General features: G+C 71.7%; 15 protein-coding genes. 7 read left to right on the top strand and 8 right to left on the bottom strand.

The window, feature by feature from the left end:
* Positions 1-234 precede the first annotated feature (234 nt).
* Positions 235-2,841 (top strand): MXAN_6230/SCO0854 family RING domain-containing protein, encoded by a 2,607-nt coding sequence (locus ACTOQ3_RS33940; RefSeq protein WP_440087559.1) that lies wholly within the window; start codon positions 235-237, stop codon positions 2,839-2,841.
* A 38-nt stretch (positions 2,842-2,879) separates the two neighbouring features.
* On the opposite strand, the gene ACTOQ3_RS33935 is transcribed toward ACTOQ3_RS33940, so the two are convergent.
* Positions 2,880-3,050: a hypothetical protein gene (locus ACTOQ3_RS33935; RefSeq protein WP_389917953.1), complete on the bottom strand. Its 171-nt coding sequence runs from the start codon at positions 3,048-3,050 to the stop codon at positions 2,880-2,882.
* Between the two features lie 235 nt (positions 3,051-3,285).
* Here ACTOQ3_RS33935 and ACTOQ3_RS33930 point away from each other — a divergent pair, with 235 nt between their 5' ends.
* Positions 3,286-3,795 carry a DUF6461 domain-containing protein gene (locus ACTOQ3_RS33930; protein ID WP_440087558.1) on the top strand — a complete coding sequence of 170 codons (510 nt, stop codon included), beginning with the start codon at positions 3,286-3,288 and terminating at the stop codon, positions 3,793-3,795.
* A 174-nt stretch (positions 3,796-3,969) separates the two neighbouring features.
* Here ACTOQ3_RS33930 and ACTOQ3_RS33925 read toward each other — a convergent pair whose 3' ends face one another.
* The 4 genes from ACTOQ3_RS33925 to ACTOQ3_RS33910 form a co-directional block, all read right to left on the bottom strand.
* Positions 3,970-5,973, bottom strand: coding sequence for a Xaa-Pro dipeptidyl-peptidase (locus ACTOQ3_RS33925; protein WP_440087557.1), 2,004 nt, complete (start codon positions 5,971-5,973; stop codon positions 3,970-3,972).
* A gap of 103 nt (positions 5,974-6,076) precedes the next feature.
* Positions 6,077-7,096, bottom strand: a complete 1,020-nt coding sequence (locus ACTOQ3_RS33920; protein ID WP_440087556.1) for a glycoside hydrolase family 6 protein — start codon at positions 7,094-7,096, stop codon at positions 6,077-6,079.
* Positions 7,093-9,225: a galactose oxidase-like domain-containing protein gene (locus ACTOQ3_RS33915; RefSeq protein ID WP_440087554.1), complete on the bottom strand. Its 2,133-nt coding sequence runs from the start codon at positions 9,223-9,225 to the stop codon at positions 7,093-7,095. The genes ACTOQ3_RS33920 and ACTOQ3_RS33915 overlap by 4 nt, the downstream gene beginning before the upstream one ends.
* Positions 9,222-10,964, bottom strand: coding sequence for a glycosyltransferase family 2 protein (locus tag ACTOQ3_RS33910; RefSeq protein ID WP_440087552.1), 1,743 nt, complete (start codon positions 10,962-10,964; stop codon positions 9,222-9,224). The genes ACTOQ3_RS33915 and ACTOQ3_RS33910 overlap by 4 nt, the downstream gene beginning before the upstream one ends.
* Before the next feature lie 231 nt (positions 10,965-11,195).
* On the opposite strand from ACTOQ3_RS33910, the gene ACTOQ3_RS33905 reads away from it, so the two are divergent.
* The 3 genes from ACTOQ3_RS33905 to ACTOQ3_RS33895 all read left to right on the top strand — a co-directional run bounded on the left by ACTOQ3_RS33905 (position 11,196) and on the right by ACTOQ3_RS33895 (position 13,424).
* Complete coding sequence (locus ACTOQ3_RS33905) at positions 11,196-11,942, top strand: pirin family protein (protein WP_440087551.1); 747 nt, start codon at positions 11,196-11,198, stop codon at positions 11,940-11,942.
* A gap of 70 nt (positions 11,943-12,012) precedes the next feature.
* Entirely contained in the window at positions 12,013-12,663 is a 651-nt protein-coding gene (locus ACTOQ3_RS33900) for a nucleotidyltransferase domain-containing protein (protein ID WP_440087549.1), read from the top strand.
* Positions 12,660-13,424 (top strand): nucleotidyltransferase domain-containing protein, encoded by a 765-nt coding sequence (locus tag ACTOQ3_RS33895; protein ID WP_440087548.1) that lies wholly within the window; start codon positions 12,660-12,662, stop codon positions 13,422-13,424. Before ACTOQ3_RS33900 ends, ACTOQ3_RS33895 begins: the two co-directional genes overlap by 4 nt.
* Positions 13,425-13,521: 97 nt before the next feature.
* On the opposite strand, the gene ACTOQ3_RS33890 is transcribed toward ACTOQ3_RS33895, so the two are convergent.
* The 3 genes from ACTOQ3_RS33890 to ACTOQ3_RS33880 form a co-directional block, all read right to left on the bottom strand.
* A complete protein-coding gene (locus ACTOQ3_RS33890; RefSeq protein ID WP_440087593.1) occupies positions 13,522-14,715 on the bottom strand; it encodes an MBL fold metallo-hydrolase in 1,194 nt (397 codons plus the stop codon).
* Positions 14,716-14,836: 121 nt separating this feature from the next.
* Positions 14,837-15,139, bottom strand: a complete 303-nt coding sequence (locus tag ACTOQ3_RS33885; RefSeq protein ID WP_440087546.1) for a thiamine-binding protein — start codon at positions 15,137-15,139, stop codon at positions 14,837-14,839.
* A 43-nt stretch (positions 15,140-15,182) separates the two neighbouring features.
* The gene (locus ACTOQ3_RS33880; protein ID WP_440087545.1) at positions 15,183-15,920 is read right to left on the bottom strand and encodes an MOSC domain-containing protein; all 738 of its coding nucleotides are present in this window, start codon (positions 15,918-15,920) and stop codon (positions 15,183-15,185) included.
* A gap of 83 nt (positions 15,921-16,003) precedes the next feature.
* Between ACTOQ3_RS33880 and ACTOQ3_RS33875 the strand changes: the two genes are divergently transcribed.
* Positions 16,004-16,696, top strand: coding sequence for an endonuclease V (locus tag ACTOQ3_RS33875; protein ID WP_440087543.1), 693 nt, complete (start codon positions 16,004-16,006; stop codon positions 16,694-16,696).
* A gap of 2 nt (positions 16,697-16,698) precedes the next feature.
* Positions 16,699-17,664, top strand: a complete 966-nt coding sequence (locus ACTOQ3_RS33870; RefSeq protein WP_440087541.1) for an ankyrin repeat domain-containing protein — start codon at positions 16,699-16,701, stop codon at positions 17,662-17,664.
* The last annotated feature ends 18 nt before the right edge of the window (positions 17,665-17,682 follow it).

The raw sequence follows: 17,682 nt of genomic DNA, 5'->3' as shown, positions 1-17,682 counted from the left end.
GCGGAAGGCGACGGGGACGCCCGCCCGCCGTGACAGGTACGTCCCGCCGGTGGAGACGGGGCCGCGCCCGCGGCGGGAAACCCGGACGACAAAGGGTCCCGGGGGACAGTACGGTTATCCCCCGAGGGGCGGCTCCTGGACGTGCTTCCTTCTCATGCAAAGGGCTTTAGCGCGTCCGCTCTCCGCCCCTCCTCGCATTCTTCCGACAGGGAGCTCGATCAGGGAGAGCACACGATGGACAGGACGGCCGAGATCCTGCTGCGGCGGCGCCGGCTCGTGCTTCCCGCCCTCCTCCCCCCAGGGGAGGCCGCGACCCCTCCGAGGCGCTACTTCCGCAAGCCGCGCGGCTCGCGGTGGATCTCCGGGCCCGACCTCGGGCTCGGCATGCAGGTGCTGGAGACCGAGCTCCTGCAGCACGGCTTCCTGATGTCGGCCGCGCTCAGAGCCGAGTTCGGGCGGATGACGGCCACCGACCTCGGCCTGGCGGGCCGCGGGCTCCTGCACGCGCTGCGGAAGGAGACGGGCGACCACGTCGAGCACGTGCCGCTCTTCCGTCACTTTCCCGAGAGCGTCCCCGCCGGCACCGCCGAGCTCTACGTCCGCAGGGTGTTCACCGCCCTGCTGCAGGAGCCCGAGCAGCCGTGCGCGCTGTGCGGGCGAAAGGACACCGTGCACGCGGTCTCCCCCTGCGCCCACCTGGTCTGCCACGCCTGCTGGGACGGCTCCGACTACGCGGGCTGCCCGATCTGCCACCGCAGGATCGACCCGGACGACCCCTTCCTGCGCCCGACCGACGTCCCCGCGGCCCGGACCGCGCCCACAGCGCCCGCAGCGTCCACAGCGCCCACAGCGGCCGTCACCCGCCGCTCCCTCGGCCTGCTCTCGTTCCGCGACGACGTCGCCGCGGCCGCCCGGGAGGTCGCCGTCTCGCTGCTGGAGCGCCGCACCCCCCTGTCGGCGGCCGACCGCGAGGACGTCACCGTGCTGATCGGCGACCACCTGCCGGGGGCGGCGAGCTGGCTGCCGGAGAGCATCCCGGTCCGCGAGACCAGGGCGGCCGTCCTGGCGACGCTACTGCCCCACCTCTCCCCCGCCGCCGCGCGCGACCTGCTCGACCGGCACGCGGACACGGCGACCGACGTGCTGCGCCTGCTGTACGCGCTCATGGGCGGCGACCCGGGCCTGCGCACCAGGCCGCCGCGCCGTCTCTCCCTGCCCCGTCCCGTACGCCGCGTGCTGCTGGCCCGCCTCGACTCGCTGCCCCTGCGCCACCTCGTGGAGGACCTGAACCGCCACCCCGAGGCGTGGAAGCACATGGCGGAGACGCTGCACCCGCACGAGTTCCACCGGCGCCACCCCACGGTGGCGCTGGCCTTCGCGGCGCTGCGCGGCACCCCGCTCACCGGCGCGTTCGGACGGGCGATGCTGGAGCACGCGGCCGGGCATCCCGACGTGCTGCGCGTGGACGGCGGGCGGTTGCGCGCGGAGACCTTCGCGAGCCGGGTGGAGGCGGCGCTGCGCGCGGGCGAGCCCGCGCTGCCGCTGCTCGCCGCGAGGCCGGGCGAGCTGGTGCGGCGGCTCTTCAAGCTCCTGTCCAACGGGGAGAAGGGCGTCGCCGAGGCGACCACCGCCGCCGCGCCCCGGGTCGCGCCCGGGGTGCTGATCGCCGCCCTCGGCAGGCTCCGCACGCCGGTCGGCGGGACGCGGGTCTTCCTTCCGCGCGGCGACACCGCGCGCGCCTGGGTGCGGCCGGACGATCGCTCCGAGCTGCCCGAGGGTGAGACCGTGCCGGTCGTCGCGGCGCTGACCGGCGAGATGCTGCGCCGCGCGGGCGCACTGCCCCCGCTGGGGCGGGTGCTGCTGGACGAGGGGCTGGCCGACCTGGTCGCGCCCACCTCCGAGCGGTCCGCCTCCGGCTCCCTGGTCAGGATCCCGCGTGGCAGCGTGCAGCCGCTCCCCGACGGGGATCGGATCCGCCTGTTCCTGCACTGGGCCGAGCCGCCGGACGAGCGGATCGACCTCGACCTGTCGGTGATCCTCTACGACACGCACTGGCAGTACGTCGGCCACTGCGACTACACCAACCTGCGCCTGGACGGGACCGCCGCCGTACACTCCGGTGACCTGACCTCCGCCCCCGAGCCGCTCGGAGCCTCGGAGTTCGTCGACCTCGACCTCGCCGCGCTGCGGGCCCTCGGCGGGCGCTACGCGACACCGATCGTCTTCAGCTACAACGACGTGCCGTTCGACGATCTCGTACGCGGTTTCGCCGGGTTCATGAACCGGCCGGAGGGCCTGTTCGACCCCCGGGCGGTCGAGCAGCGTTTCGATCTGACCGGCTCCGACAAGATCCGATCTCCTCTGGTGACCGACCTGTGGTCGCGCACGATGCGCTGGATCGATCTCGGCCAGGCCAGTGAGGGGTACGGGCACGACGCGTTGGGCTACGGCTCGCATCTGGCCAGGATGTACGCCGCGATCGAGGACTCCTACCTGCGGGCCGGGCACGTCACCCTGTGGGAGGTGGCGTGCTGGCACGCCGCCGCCCGCGCCGGCGAGGTGCTGGTCCGCCGCCTGGACGGCTCGGTCTCCCGTTACGCGCGCCGGGCCGGCGAGGACGTCGCCGGTCTCGTCACCAGGCTGACGACACACGACCACGACGAGCCCTGGGAGGGGCCGGTGGGCGACACGGACCTCGCCGTGCTCGTCCACGCGGACCTGGACCTGCCCGAGGGCTCCCGGCTCTACGCGCTCTACCCGTGGAGCGCGGACGCGAGCCGGGTGGAGCTGCTGGACGCCGCCGACCTGGTCGGCGCCCTGGCACCGGACACCTCCGGCTGATCACCGGTCCGGCCGTCCACCTTTTCCGGCGCCGGGGGTCAGTCGCGCGTGTTCGAGGAGCGGAAGAGCCTGCTCACGAACATGACCACCACGCCCACCAGTCCGATGATCAGAGCCCACTTGAGGAGCGTGAAGAGGAAGCCCAGAACCGAGCCCAGCAGGAGGAAGCCGATCACCACGGCCGCCACGATCAGAAGAATTCGTCCCATGCACCCCACGCTAGGCCCCCGCCGGGCCCGGCGGCAGTCCAGAGCCCCGATGCCAGGGACAAGCCAGGGTTTTCCCTCATGACCACCCCGCCGTCCGAGGGTCGGAGACGGTGGTTTTCCATGATCCGCGGGGATCGCCCCGTCGCGAGATCACGATGGGGGCGGGGTGACGGATTCTGTCGGTCCCCGGTGCCAAGATCTTCCCGATCTGTCAGCCCAAAAGGATCGGACCCCCGTGAGCGACTACGACTGGATCGACGACGACGCGTTCTGCGTGACCTTCGTCCGAGACCTCACCCCGCGTGAGGCTCTCGCCCGCCTCCGCGTCGAGGTGTTCGACGGCGACGACGAGGAGGGGGACTACGACGAGGGCCTCGTCTCCGCCCGCCCCGCGGAGGGCGGGACCATCCTCAGCGAGTGGAACGGCTTCGCGGGGACGCTGCCGGAGGTCCTGTCCCGCCTCTCCTCGGGAACGGTGACGGCGAGCGTCTTCCGCAACGTCAACATGGTCGCGAGCTTCGTCCACTACGCCGACGGGCGGGAGGTCCTCGACTTCGACTGGCTGTTCCCCGGCGACGACGCCTCCGGCGTCTACCTCGCCGAGCGGACCGAGCTCGGCCTGGTGGGCGAGGAGGCCGAGGGGGACCTCCCTGGCGCGCTGAAGCTGGCCGAGCGCATCACCGGCGTGCGGGCGGACGGTTCGAGCGAGACCGTGGCGGCCCACTGCGTGTTCGAGCACCACTGATCCGGCGGTGCCTCGCGCACCGCGGCACGGACCCCGGCCCGGGGAGGGCCGGGGGTCGTGCTTCCCGAAGGACCGCGCTCCGGCCTCTCCCCGGACCGGGAGAGGCCGGAGGCCGTGCCTTCCCGAAAGGCTCGCGCCTTCGGAAGGGGTCCGCGTTCCCGGACGGGGCCGGGGTCAGCGAAGGGCGAAGCGCCCGCCGACGACCGGGAGGGTGACCGAGCTGGATCCCGGGTCGACCGAGACGCCGGTGCCCGGGGGCAGGCGCAGGGTGAAGTCGCGGTCGGTGGAGACGAGCACGACGCCGATCCGGTGGCCGGCCTTGACGACGTAGTCGTTCGGCTGGAGGTCGAAGCGGAAGTCGTGGAAGCGGCCCTCGCGCAGGAGCTCGGTCTTCGAGGCCGAGTCGCGGTTGCGGACGTCGAGCCAGCCCCTTGTGATGATCTTGTAGGGGGCGGTCACCGTGGTGTGCTCGGCCAGCCGGGCGCAGCCGGTGTCGCCGGGCACGCCCTGGCCGTAGCAGACCTGGGTGTCGCCGTAGACCACGTCGCCGTACGCGCGGGCGTCGGTGCCGTAGTCGACGAGCAGCGCCGTCAGGTACGGCGAGCGCCCGCCCTTGAACGCGGCGCGCACCTCGACCTCGGGGGTGCCGGACAGCCGCGCGTCGCGGGCCAGCGGGGCCGACAGGTAGGCCAGGCGGTTGGGGTCCGTGGCCTCGGCGTTCTCGGCGAGCTGCTCGGCGGTGCGGGCGCTCTGGTCGACGAAGGACTCGACGGTGTGGCGGCCCCGGGGGCGGTCGGTGCCCAGGGTGCCGTTGCGGCCGTCCTTGCCGGCGGTCAGGTGGAGCCGCGCGTCACGGGTGCCGGGCAGCGGCCACGAGGCGTGCTGGGCCCACTGTCCCGGGCCCGACTCCACGTCGGCCTGCGGCTCGTCCATGATGCCGTTGCGCAGGCCGTACAGGTGGAAGTCGAACCAGCGGTGGAGCTGGCGCAGCCACTCGGCGTTGCGCCCGGCGAAGGAGAACGGGTTGAAGTGCGCGCCCTGGTGGAGCCAGATCTTGCGGGGCACGTTCCGCTTCGCGAGGGCGTCCCACCACTGGACGGCCTGCTTGGTCTTGACGTTCCAGTCGTTGAGGCCGTGCACCAGGAAGACGGCGGCGCGGACCTTGTGCACGTCGTTGAGGTAGTTGCGCTGATCCCAGAAGTCGGAGTAGTCGCCGGTGACCCGGTCCTGGTCCTTCTCGATGCGGTCCATCAGCGCGCCGCAGGCCTGCGTGGCGTTCTCGCGGGTCAGGACGTAGCGGGCGAGCACGTCGGCGTCCTCACCCTGGTAGCCGCCGGGCGCCAGCACGCCGCCGTTGGCGCGGTAGTAGTCGTACCAGGAGGAGATGGCCGCGATCGGCACGATCGCCTTGAGTCCCTTGACCCCGGTCGCGGCGACGGCGTTGGGCAGCGTGCCGTTGTAGGAGACGCCGATCATGCCGACGTTCCCGGTGGACCAGTCGGCCCTGATCTCGTTCCCGGCCGCGTCGAACCCCCGGGCCCGGCCGTTGAGCCAGTCGATCGCGGCCTTGGGGCCCGCGGTCTCGTTGTCCAGGCCGGTCGTGGGGCAGCCGGTCGCCCGTCCCGAGCCGAGGTTCTCCACCAGCGCGATCGCGTAGCCGCGCGGCACGAAGTAGTTGTCGTAGTAGCCGCGGAAGGGCGGCGCGGCCGCGCGGTTCACGTCGGAACCGTCGACGCCGAACATCTCGTCGCGCAGGTCGTTGAACTTGTTGCGCCGGTACTCCATGCCCGCGGGGTCGGAGCCGTCGAGGTCGACGACGTGGTTGGGCACGTCGTTGCCGCCCGCGTAGTAGGGGCTGGCCTCCATGACGACCGGGACCTTCAGTCCCGACGCGGTCTCCTTGGGGCGCATGATGTCGACGGCGACCCGGTCGGGGCGGCCGTCGGCGTCGCTGTCGACCCCGGCGACCTCGACGAACACGGTCTCAGTGAGCGCGTCGGCGCGCGAGTAGATCGGCTGGGTCTCGCCGTTCTCGATCGGGGGGGCCGCGGATCGCGCGGCGGCGGCGGCGGGCAACGCGCCGGTGGGCAGCACACCGGCGGGAAGCGCGGCGGCCGGCAGGACGCCGCTTGGCAGGGTGACCGCCAGTGCGACGATGACCGTCTTCCATCTGTTCATCGAGGAAAGCTCCCAGAGGGTCGCTGAAAAAAACTGACAACTCCGGTCAATCTCCTGCGAAGCAATCTTGACCTGCAAGATCGAAGATATAACGAATAAGCGGCTATCTCGCGTTACGCGCGAGTTCCAGCGCGTATTCGGGGAACCAGTCGCCGGCGCGGGGCTCTCCCCGGTGGCATTCGCCGTCCGACTCGCCGGGGCGCTTGATCCACAGGAAGGCGTCGACCCGCTCGTGGCCGGTCTCGGTGGTCGGCTCCGTGCCGAGCGCGCGGCCCTTGGGGTTGCACCACGCGTCGTCGCCCTGCGCGTCGCGGACGGGGCCGTTGCCGTTGCGGGAGGTGTCGATGACGTAGTGGGCCCCGCCGATCGCGTCCGAGAGCCGTTCGGCGACGGCGACGCTCTCCTCGACGGTGAAGAAGTTGCTGACGTTGAAGGCGAAGCCGTCGGCCTGGGGCACCCCGGCCCTGCGCATGGGCTCGGCCCACTCGCCCGGATCCTTGATCCAGCCGGCGTTCCCCGCGTCGACGTAGACCTTGGTGGCGGGCTGCTTCTTCAGCGTCTCCACCGCGCCGCGGAGCAGGTCGAGGCGCTCGCCGGCCTGGCCGCCCTGGGTGCAGTTGTCCAGGATGTGGGCGAGCGCGTCGGGCTCGACGACGACCAGGGCGGGCCGGTCGCCGATGCCCTCGGCGAACCGGCCGATCCAGGAGCGGTACTCCTGCGCGCCCGCGGCGCCGCCCGCGGAGAACTGCCCGCAGTCGCGGTTGGGGATGTGGTACGCCACCAGGACCGGGATGCGGCCTGTCTGCCGGGCCTTGGTGGTGATGCCGGCGACCCTGTCCCTCGGGTCCTGGTCACCGATCCAGATCGCGTTGGGCCGGTCGGCGATCCTGCGGATCAGCCCGGCCTCCTCGGTCCTGCCCTCCCCCTCGAGCTTGCGGACCTCCTGGGCGGCGGCGCCGTCGGGGTCGACGTAGAAACCGCTCGCGTCCTTGGAGCTCGCGTCCTTGGAGGCGGTGCTCCCTGGGGCGGCGCTCCCCGAGCCGGCGGGCGGCGCGGGGTCGCCGGTGCAGGCCGCCGTCGCGAGAGTGAGAGCCAGCGCGGCTGCGAGGCCGTACCTGTTCATCGAGTACCTCCGGCGTGGGGACCCCGGGCCTGGCCCTGGGGAGCAGAAATGGGAGGGCTGGGGGTGGGGGTGGGAGGGCGGCGTACGCCGCGGGAGGCCGAGGGGGGCGTGTCGGCCTCTCCCCGGACGTGGACCCAGCGGGCCGGGGACGGTGTTCCCCGTGCGGTGACCCCGAACAGCATGTACCACCCCGGGGGCACCAGGGCCGGATTGGAGGGGATCTCGGCGATGATCCCGGTCTTCACCCGGGTGAAGTCCAGCCTGATCGAGCGCTGCTCCACGTCGGTGACGTGGGTGACGGCGCTCGGGCGCATCAGCCGTACCTGGTGGATGCGTGCGGCGTCGGGGGTCTGGAACCCTGCCCTGCGGCCCAGGAACACGCTCTCGCGCCCGCCGGTGAAGACCGGCGCCTTCTCGCCGTTGTGCAGGTAGGTCGGCGTGTAGATCTCGATGCGCTGGTCGAAGGTGCCCGGGAGCGAGCCCGCCTTGTCGCCGAAGAGCGGGTCGGAGCCCATGCCGAGCACCCGGCCGTCGGGCAGCAGGAGACCCTCGGCGTGGTAGTTGCGGCCGACGGCGGGCGCCGCGGCCTCGTGGAAGCTGTTGCTCTCCGGGCGGTAGACCTCCGCGCGCAGGACGTCGCTGGCGCCGCGCCCCCGGTAGTCGCTGGAGCCGTTGAAGGAGAAGACGGTGTCGTCGGGCAGCAGCACGGCGTTCGGGTAGCGCACCGGGTCGGACAGGTCGGGACCCCTGACGTAGCGCGGGCTGGCCTCGGTGAGATCCACGATGGCGGTCCTGGCGGTGGCGTTGGGCAGGCCCGGCTGGCGTTCCCCGACCGGTCCCCCGCCCATCACCATGACCCGCTGGTCCTGCGCGGGCGGCAGCAGCACGGAGGCGCCGGTCTCGTTCAGCTCCGGCTCGGGCAGCCCGGGTACGGGGGTGAACGCCTCCATCTCGTCGGGCGCCACACCGCCGACGCCGCCCGGGGTCTTCACCAGCCGGTCGGTGTCGCGGCGGTAGTCCCAGATGCCCGGGGGACGCAGCGCGAGCTGGCCGGGGCCGTACCCGGCGCTCATGCCGGAGAAGAAGAGGGTGCCGTCCTCCAGCAGGAACAGCGCGGGGTAGGTGGGGAAGAACCGCTTGGGTCCCGGCCGCCAGGTCTTCGTCTTAGGGTTGTAGATCTCGTTGTCCCTGGTGATCTGCCCCACGACGTCGAGCCCCGAGACGGTCATCACCCTGCCGTCGGGCAGGTTCGTCATGGTCGGGTACCAGCGCCCCTCGGCCATGTCCTGGACCTTGATGTAGCGCTCGGTGACGGGGTCGAACTCGTAGGCGTCCCTGATGCCCTGGAAGTCCTGCTTGTCCAGCGTCATGCTGCCGCCCATGGCGTACAGGTCGCGCTTCTCCCGGCCCTTGAGTCCCTGGATCTCGTACTTGACGGAGCCGGCCGGCGCGGTGAGCAGGCCCGCCGCGCCCTCGGTGACGGCCTCGGCGAAGACCTTGGTCTGGCTGGGCCGGATCCGCACCTTCCCCGGCACGCCGGTCTCGACCTTCTTCGCGGGCGGCACGCTGACGTGGGCGAGGGTGCGGTAGACCTGCCCGCCGGGGGCGGTCAGCAGGGTGCCGGGGTGGAACTCCCTGGGCTTGGCGTCGGGATCCTCGTTCTTGATGGTGAGGGCGCCCGCGGCCCGCTTGACCTTGGCCTTCAGCACCTCGAAGCGGCCCGTGCCGCCCGCGATGAGGAGCTTGCCGTCGGGCAGCACCGAGTGTCCGGCGCAGAAGAAGTCGACGGGCGTGTCGACCAGCTTGAACTCGTCCGGCCTGCCCGGCTTCGCCGGGTCCCACAGCACGGTCTTGAAGGTGCCCTTGTCGAAGTTGGCGGCGTTGTTGCCGGAGCCGGCGACGATGAGCACCTTGCCGGTGTGCAGCAGCGCGGCGTGGATGGCGTTGACCTTGAACTTCTCCGGGACGTCGAGGAAGGTCCAGTGGCCGTGGGTGGCCTTGTAGTCGTCACGGTTGATGCTGTAGTCGCGCCACTTCTCGGTGGCGAATCCCGCGACGGCGGGCAGGTTGATCGCGAGGATGGCGGTCACCACCGCCACCCCGACCAGATGCTTGCGCAGGCGGCTCACGATTCGTCACCGACCGCTCGCGGGGCCGCCTTGAGCGCCCGGAGGTTCCAGGCCCAGGTCGTGAGCGGTCCCAGGCAGATGACCAGGGCGAGGATCCCCCAGAGGGTCATCACCAGGTGGATGTGGCCGGTCCAGAAGATGGTCAGCAGCAGGCCTCCGCCGAAGATCGCCGCCCACCACAGGTGGATGCGGAACGTGGCGACCTGGTCGGGGCTGGCCGAGTCGCCCTTGGGGGTGACCACGAACTTGCTGGGCCTGCGCAGCGCGGCGCCGATGAGCGAGGTGACGTAGATGGGCGCCGACAGCGCCGACATGACCATCCCGGCCACCCCCGAGGAGCCCTCCGGCTCGTGCGGGCTGACGTTGTGCCGCCGGTTCCAGGTGTAGAGCATGACCTGCAGCAGCGCCGCGTCGCCGTACAGCATGAGCCACACGTCCATCGGCACGGTCACGCCCGAGCCCCCGACGGCCATGAACAGGGTGGCGCTGAGCCCGGCCAGCAGCCAGTTGAGCGCGGACATCGGGTAGAAGGTCACCATCAGGGTGTAGTTGAAGAACCGTCCCGGCGAGAGCTTCGGCGCGGCCCTCCAGAACTGGGTGAGCAGCGTCTCGTAGGTGCCCCGGCTCCAGCGCAGCTGCTGGGTGAAGAAGTCGGTCCACGACGACGGCCCCTCCCCCACGGCCAGCACGTCGGGGGTGTAGACCGACATCCAGCGCTGCCCGGTCTCCGGGTCGCGGGAGCGGTGGAACTCGATGCCGGTGGCCATGTCCTCGGTGATCGAGTCGTACAGGCCGCCGATCTGCTTGAGCGCGCGGATGCGCACGGCGTTGTTGGTGCCGACGAACATCGGCGCGCCGTACAGGTTGCCCGCGCGCTGGATGAGCGAGTGGAACAGGAACTGCTGGCTCTCGGCGGCCTTGGTGACCCCGGCGTCGTAGTTGCCGTAGACCTGGGGGCCGACGACGAAGGCCACCCGCGGGTCGCGGAAGTAGCCGAGCATGCGCTCGCAGAACTCCGGGAGCGGCACGTGGTCGGTGTCGACCGAGACGAAGAAGTCGTAGTCGTCGCCGTGCGCGTCCAGCCAGCTGTTGTAGTTGCCGTGCTTGGTCTTGGCCCGGAAACTGCCCTTGGGCTGGTTCCACTCGGGCACGCCCTTGCGGGTGAAGTGGTGGGCGCCCAGCCAGTCGCAGAGCTCGTGGATGTCGGGGTCGTCGCCCTCGTCCAGCAGCCAGACGTCGAGCACGCCGTCGTGGCGGATCTTCAGTGCGGCGGCCAGGGTCTCCCTGACCATCTCCAGCGGCTCCTTGCCGGGTACGCAGGTGGTGATGAAGGCCACCCGGGTGCCGGGCTCGGGCGCGACCGGGACCGGGTCCCTGGCCGCCAGCATGGCGTGCACGTTGGACACCACGCTGACCAGCCGGAAGACCTCGATGAGGGCGATCGCGACGAGCATGATCCGGTCGGCCACCGGCAGGTACCACGGGATCGTGCCATAGGGGTCGGGCCGGACGGTCCAGTGCTCGGGCAGCAGCAGCCAGACCATGAGGGTGAACTCCACGAGAAGCGCCGCGACCATCAGCAGCACCGCCCGCACCCGGTGTGGCTCGGTGGCCAGCAGGGAGCGGTAGCTCACGCGGTAGGGCACCCCGGATTCCGGTTCGGTCACGGGCCCGGCGAGCCTGCTGAACCTCTCGTAGTCGTAGGGAGCGATTTTCGCGGCGTCGGCGGGGGCGCTCATCGTTGCGGCGACCTCGGAGCACGCGAAAGCAAGCCCAGCACTGTTCCCCCAGGTAGATCGCATAGGCCGCTCCTCGTCAAGACGAGGTCACCTGCGGCCCGCGTGGTGATAAATCGTCACACATCATATTCGGATCAGTAAGCAAGATCTCCCCAACCCGAGGATGTGCGGAACATTTCACACGGCTTTCTAGTTTAAGATTCAACAACCGAGGTGAGAGGAACACCAGGCATGACCGTCGACATCCGCAGGTCCGGCGAACGGCCCGCGACCAAGATCCAATGGCTGGATTCGAAGCACTCCTTCTCCTTCGGCCGCCACCAGGATCCGGGCAACACCCACCACGGCGTGCTGCTCGTCAACAACGACGACATCGTCAAGCCCGGCACCGGCTTCGACACCCACCCTCACCGGGACATGGAGATCGTCACCTGGGTGCTGCGCGGCTCCCTCGTCCACCAGGACTCCGAGGGCCACTCCGGGGTGATCTATCCGGGACTGGCCCAGCGGATGAGCGCGGGGACGGGCATCCTCCATTCGGAGAAGAACGACTCGTGGCGGCTGCAGGGTGAGCAGCATACCGATCCGGTCCACTTCGTCCAGATGTGGGTGGTGCCCGACGAAGGCGGGCTCACCCCCGGCTACGAGCAGCTGGAGATCGACGCCGAACTGCTCGGCGGCGCCCTGGTCCCGGTCGCCTCGGGCATGGCCAGGGACAAGGACCGCAGCGCCATCCGCATCAACAACAGGTACGCCGCGCTGCACGTGGCCAGGCTCCAGCCGGGCCAGAGCGTGCACCTTCCCGAGGCGCCGTTCCTGCACCTGTTCGTCCCCCGCGGCACCGTCGACCTGGAGGGGGCCGGGCACCTCGCCGAGGGCGACGCCGTCCGCTTCACCGCCACCGGCGGCCAGCGCGTCACCGCGACCGACCCCGCCGAGATCCTGGTCTGGGAGATGCACGCGACCCTCGCCGCCTGACGGCGGGACGGCGAGGGCCGGGCGCGAAAACCCGTACCGGCGCCGGGCGCGGGCCTGGCAGGCTGTGCGGATGGAGGTACGGTACGTCCCGGATCACTCGATACTGTCGGTGGTGGTCGGCTCGCGGGCATACGGGCTGGAGACAGAGGAGTCGGACGTCGACCGGCGCGGGGTCTTCGTGGCGCCGACCCGGCTGTTCTGGCGGCTGGCCAAGCCGCCCACCCACGTCGACGGGCCACTGCCCGAGCAGTTCTCGTGGGAGGTCGAGCGGTTCTGCGGTCTCGCACTGGAGGCCAACCCGACGGTCCTGGAGTGCCTGTGGTCGCCGATCGTCGAGCAGGCCACCGCGGCGGGTGAGGAACTGCTCGCCCTCCGGGACGCCTTCGTGTCCGAACGCGCCAACCAGACCTTCGCCGGATACGCCAACGCCCAGTTCCGCCGCCTGGACCCCGCGCGTCCCAAATGGAAGCAGGCCATGCACATGATCCGCCTGCTGCTCAGCGGCCTGCACCTGGCCCGCCACGGCGAGCCCCTGGTCCGGATGGACGCCCACCGCGACCGGCTGCTCGCCGTACGGCGGGGAGAGCTCCCCTGGGACGAGGTCGACCGCTGGCGCTCGGAGCTGGTGGCGAGGTTCGGCGGTGCGAACGTGCTGCCCGCCGAGCCCGACCGGCGGCGTGTGGAGGAATACCTGGCGCGCACCAGGGAGGCGGCGCTGTGACCGTCACCCTGCCCTCCTGGCTGGCCGAGATCCCCGCCGGGCAGGCGCACCCCGCCGCCTTCGCCACGGTCAGCGGGGCGCACCTGTACGGCTTCCCCTCGGCCGACTCCGACGTCGACCTGCGCGGCGCGCACCTGCTGCCGCTGGAGGAGGTCGTCGGTCTGCGGACGGGCGAGGAGACCCTCACCCGGTCCTGGGTCCGCGACGGCGTCGAGGTGGACCTGGTCACCCACGACCTGGCCAAGTTCTGCCGCCTGCTGCTGCGCCGCAACGGCTACGTGCTGGAGCAGCTGCTCTCTCCGCTGGTGGTGGCCACCTCGCCGGTCCACCAGGAGCTGGTCGCCGTCGCCCCCGGCTGCGTCACCCGCCACCACGCCCACCACTACCTGGGTTTCGCCCGTACCCAGTGGCGGCTGTTCGAGCGCTCCGGCGAGCTCAAGCCCCTGCTCTACACCTTCCGCGTGCTGCTCACCGGAATCCACCTGATGCGCGCCGGGGAGCTGGAGGCCGACCTCACCCGGCTCTCCGGCGGCCCGCCGTATCTCGGCGACCTGGTGGCCGCCAAGCGCTCCGCCGAGCACGGTCCGCTGCCGGCCGGCGCACCGGGGCCGGAGCGGCTGGCCGGCGACGTCACCCGGCTGACCGGGAGGCTGGAGGAGGCCCGGGACTCCTCCGGCCTTCCCGACGTCGCGCCGTCGGCGGACGCGGTTCACGACCTCGTCGTCCGGACCCGCCTGTCGACGAGATCCGCAGGGACCTGAGATCCCACGTCGTGGCCGTCACGCACCCGCGAGGCGTCGTGGCCGTCACGCACCCGCGAGGCAGGACCCGAGGGGCGGGTGTGGCAGGTTTCGGGAATCAGAGCCTGGGGTCGGAGCCCAGGGGCGGGTAGGCGGGCACCGGCCCCGGCACGTGCCGGGGCCCGCGGGACGTCTCGCCGCCGGGCAGCGTCTCCCACCAGCTCTCCAGCATGGGCACGTCGACGGTGTCGACGCGCTCGCCCGGGCGGGGAACGACGATGCGGACGTCGCGAGCCTTGGCCTCGCGCCACAGGCGGTCGATCGGCTCGGCCCACGGGTGGGTGGCGAGGGCGAAGGTCGCCCAGTGGACCGGGAGAAGCAGCCTGCCGCCCAGGTCGAAGTGGGCGTTGACCGCCTCCTCGGGGTCCATGTGGATGTCGGGCCAGGCGGCGTTGTAGGCGCCGATCGGCATGAGCGTGAGGTCGAACGGGCCGTGCGCGGCGCCGATCCCCGCGTAACCGTCGAAGTATCCGGAGTCGCCCGCGTAGAAGACCTTCTTCTCTCCGGCCGCGATCACCCAGGAGCCCCACAGGGTGACGTTCCGGTTGAAGGTGCGACCCGAGAAGTGGCGGGCGGCGGTCGCGACGAACCGCAGGCCCGCGACGGTCGCCTCCTCGTCCCAGTCGAGCTCGATGATCCGGGAGGCGGGCACGCCCCACCGCTCCAGGTGGGCGCCGATGCCCAGCGGCACCAGGAACGGGGCGGTCTGCAGCGCGGTGAGCCCGCGGACCGTCGCGCGGTCGAGGTGGTCGTAGTGGTCGTGCGAGATCACGATCGCGTCCAGCGGCGGAAGGCCCGCCAGCGGCCCCGGCACCGGGTGCAGGCGCCGCGGGCCGACCAGCTGGGAGGGCGAGGCGCGCCTGCTCCATATCGGGTCGACGAGCACGCGGCGGCCCTCGATCTCCAGCAACGCGGTGGCGTGGCCGTACCAGATGACGCTCAGCCCCGCCGGGGACGGCCCGCCGGACGGTGAGGTCACCACGGGGATCGCGGCGGCCGGGCGGCGTTCCTCGCGGTTGCGGAACATGTTCCAGGCGATCTCCCGCGCGCTCTGCGGGGAGGGCACGAAGCCGCCGGGCATGGAGTTGCGGAAGACGCCGTCGTGGAAGCGCGGCGAGCGGCGCATCCGCTCCAGCCGCTCCCCCTTGGCCTCGCCCCCGAGTTCCGCGGGGATGTCCTTCAACGCCCACCCGGCGGCGGCCAGCGCCAGCCCGCCCGCGAGGAGACGCCCGATCGACCTGCTGCCCGCCATGCGGCTCACGCTCCTGAGAATCGTCCGTTCCTGCAGAACGATCCCGGCTCCACCGGATGTTCCCGTTACGCTCTGGGCGAGACAGGTCGCCCGGAGACGACAGGCGGGGACGCGAGGGGCGTCACGGGGCGAGATGCCGCTCGACGGTGGCGACCTTGGTCTCCAGACGGCCGCCCGCCCCCTCGCGGATGTCCGCCTTCAGGACGAGGCTGACCCGCCCGGCGCGCGCCTCGACCGCCGCGACGGCGTCCTTGACGACGGCCATGACCTCGTCCCAGGTCTCGCCCTCGACCGTGGTGAACATGGCGTCGGTCCGGTTGGGCAGGCCGGAGGCGCGGACGACGCGCACGGCCTCGGAGACGAGCTCGCCGACGTCCTCCCCCGCTCCGACAGGGGTCACGCTGAACGCCACGAGCACCGACATGTCTCACCCTTTCCCCGGCTTCCCGCGCCTCTCCCCACGCACCCTAGTTTCCGGCCGGACCGGTGGGCAATCCGGCGGGGGTGGCGGTGGCGCGGTCTCCGAGGCGGGCGGTGCCGGCGCGGGTGACCCGCATGATCACGCCGAACTTGTTCCCGTGCTCGCCGATCAGCCACTTCTGCAGCTCGGGCCAGCGCTCGCGCCCCTCGGGGTCCCAGCTGGGCACGACGCACCTGACGCAGGGTCCCGCGTGGTCGCCGGTGACGGTGAGTTCCGTCTCCCCCGCGGTGACCGTGGTGCCGGGTGCCCAGTTCTCCTCGTCGAACGCGGGCGCGTCGGTCTCGAGGTGCAGGTTGGGCCGGAACCTGAGCAGGTCCACCGGCCTGCCGAGCTCCTCGCCCAGGGCCGCCAGGGACGCCTCGAAGGTGACCAGCACGGTCGGACCCCGGTCCTGCTGCCCATCGGCGGCGCGCAGGCTCAGCGGCGTGCCCAGCGACCGCGCCAGCGCGTCCGTCAGGCCGGGGGCGTCCCAGTCCCACGTGACGCCGTCCGGTCCGGTCAGTGTCGGCGCGTCACCGTTCCACCGGGAACCGCTCCCGGAGGAGTCGCTCCCGGGAGAACCGTAGGCGGCGCGCCAGTGCAGCATCTCCGCCCGCCGCCGTACGGTCAGCACCTTGCCCGCGCGGTTCTCCCCTTCGCCGAGGAGCGCGTAGGCCCGGTCGCCGGCCAGTCCCCGATCGTCGAAGCGCGCATCCCGGAGCTCCTCGCCCCGCAGCGACTTCACCGGCCACCGAAGAACCCGATGAACAGTACCGAAATATGACGTCATACTATAAAAGTAGCGATCATGGAGTAATGAAGGTACAAATGCCGCACACTGTCACGGAGGCCGAGGCCATCCAGGACGGGCTCAGGGCACTGCTCGACCTGACCGGTCCCGGACCCCGCCACCCCTCCAGGATCGCCGGGGTGGACGTCGCCTACGACAGGGACCGGCTGGCCGCGGCGGTGACCGTCCTGGACGGGACGACGCTGGAGATCGTCGAAGAGGTCGCCGTGGCCGGGAGGGTGACCTTCGACTACGTCCCCGGGCTGCTCGCCTTCCGCGAGGTCCCCGCGCTGCTGGACGCCCTCGAGTGCCTGTCCGCGCCCCCCGACCTGGTCGTCTGCGACGGATACGGCCTGGCGCACCCCCGCCGCTTCGGCCTGGCCTGCCACCTCGGCGTGCTCACCGGCCTGCCCACGATCGGGGTCGGCAAGACCGCCTTCGTCGGCACCTACCCCGAGCCCGCGCCCGAGCGGGGCGCCTGGACCGACCTGACGCTGGACGGCGACGTCGTCGGCCGCGTGCTGCGCACCAGGGACGGGGTCAAACCCGTCTTCGTCTCCACCGGTCACCGCGTCGACCTCGACACCGCCTGCCACAACGTGCTGAACCTGACGCCCCGCTACCGCCTTCCCGAGACCACCCGCACCGCCGACCGCCTCTCGCGACGGTTTCTGACCGAAAACTGTCGTACGGACCTGGTTGGATCCGCTCAGCACGACAAGATGGGATAGAAGTGGGCGAAGACGAGTGGGCCGAGGACGTCGACGCGTGGCGCGACACCAACCTGGCGCAGATCCGCCAGCGGCTGGCGAACGGGTTCGACCCCGGCGGGCGGCTGCCGTGGCTGCACACGACCCCCCTGCACCAGGCCGCCCAGGAGGGCGCCACGCAGGTGATCGAGCTGTTGCTCGCCTCGGGCGCGGAGGTCGATCCCGTCGACGCCGACGGCGCCACCCCGCTGTGGGAGGCCGTTCGCCACGGCTGGGACGACGCCGTACGGATCCTGCTCGCCGCGGGCGCCGATCCCTGGCGGCCGTGCATCGCGGGCCGCTCCCCCGGCGTCCAGGCCCTCTTCACCGAGATGGCCGGCCTGTTCGCGCACCTGCCGGGAGCTCCCAGCGTGAGCCCCAGGTTCCGCGAACTCCAGGACACCGTCGACGCGATGATGTTCTCGTACGAGGACTACAGCGAGGAGCTGTGCGTGGCCTTCGTCGGCGAGGTGGGCGAGGACGAGGTCATCCGCCGCCTGGGCGCCGCGCCGGAGGCGTGCCCGCCGATGGAGACCGGTGAGCTGTGGGGTGCGGAGCAGTCCTCCCCGGTGGAGGTGCTGCGTGTGGCCAGCCCGCCGGGGGGCGGGGTGGTGCTCTTCCAGTCCGGCGGCATCCTGCCGGTGCGCGACAGGGTCGGCAGGGCGGTCACCTCGGGCGGCGGGGTGCTGGCCGGGGCGTTCCCGTCCACCAGCCCGTCGGTCGACATCTGGCGGGACGGGATTCCCGCGGGGCGGCCCTCGGTCCACGAGCAGCTCTCCGACGACAGCATGGTCGAGCTGTGGATGTGCCGCTTCGGCGACTGCGGCGCCCACCCCTCCACCGCGACCGAACGCACCCTGGGCCTGATGACGCTGCTGACCTCCACCTACATCACCGAGGAGTGGCTGTGGAGCGCTCCGATGCGGCTGGTCCCGGTCATGCTGCGGTGACGAGCCGGCAGGAATCCG

This window comes from Streptosporangium sp. LJ11 (assembly GCF_051918945.1).
Taxonomy (GTDB): Bacteria; Actinomycetota; Actinomycetes; order Streptosporangiales; family Streptosporangiaceae; genus Streptosporangium.
Note: the sequence above shows the minus strand (reverse complement) of the source record. Positions and strands in the feature narration are given on the sequence as shown.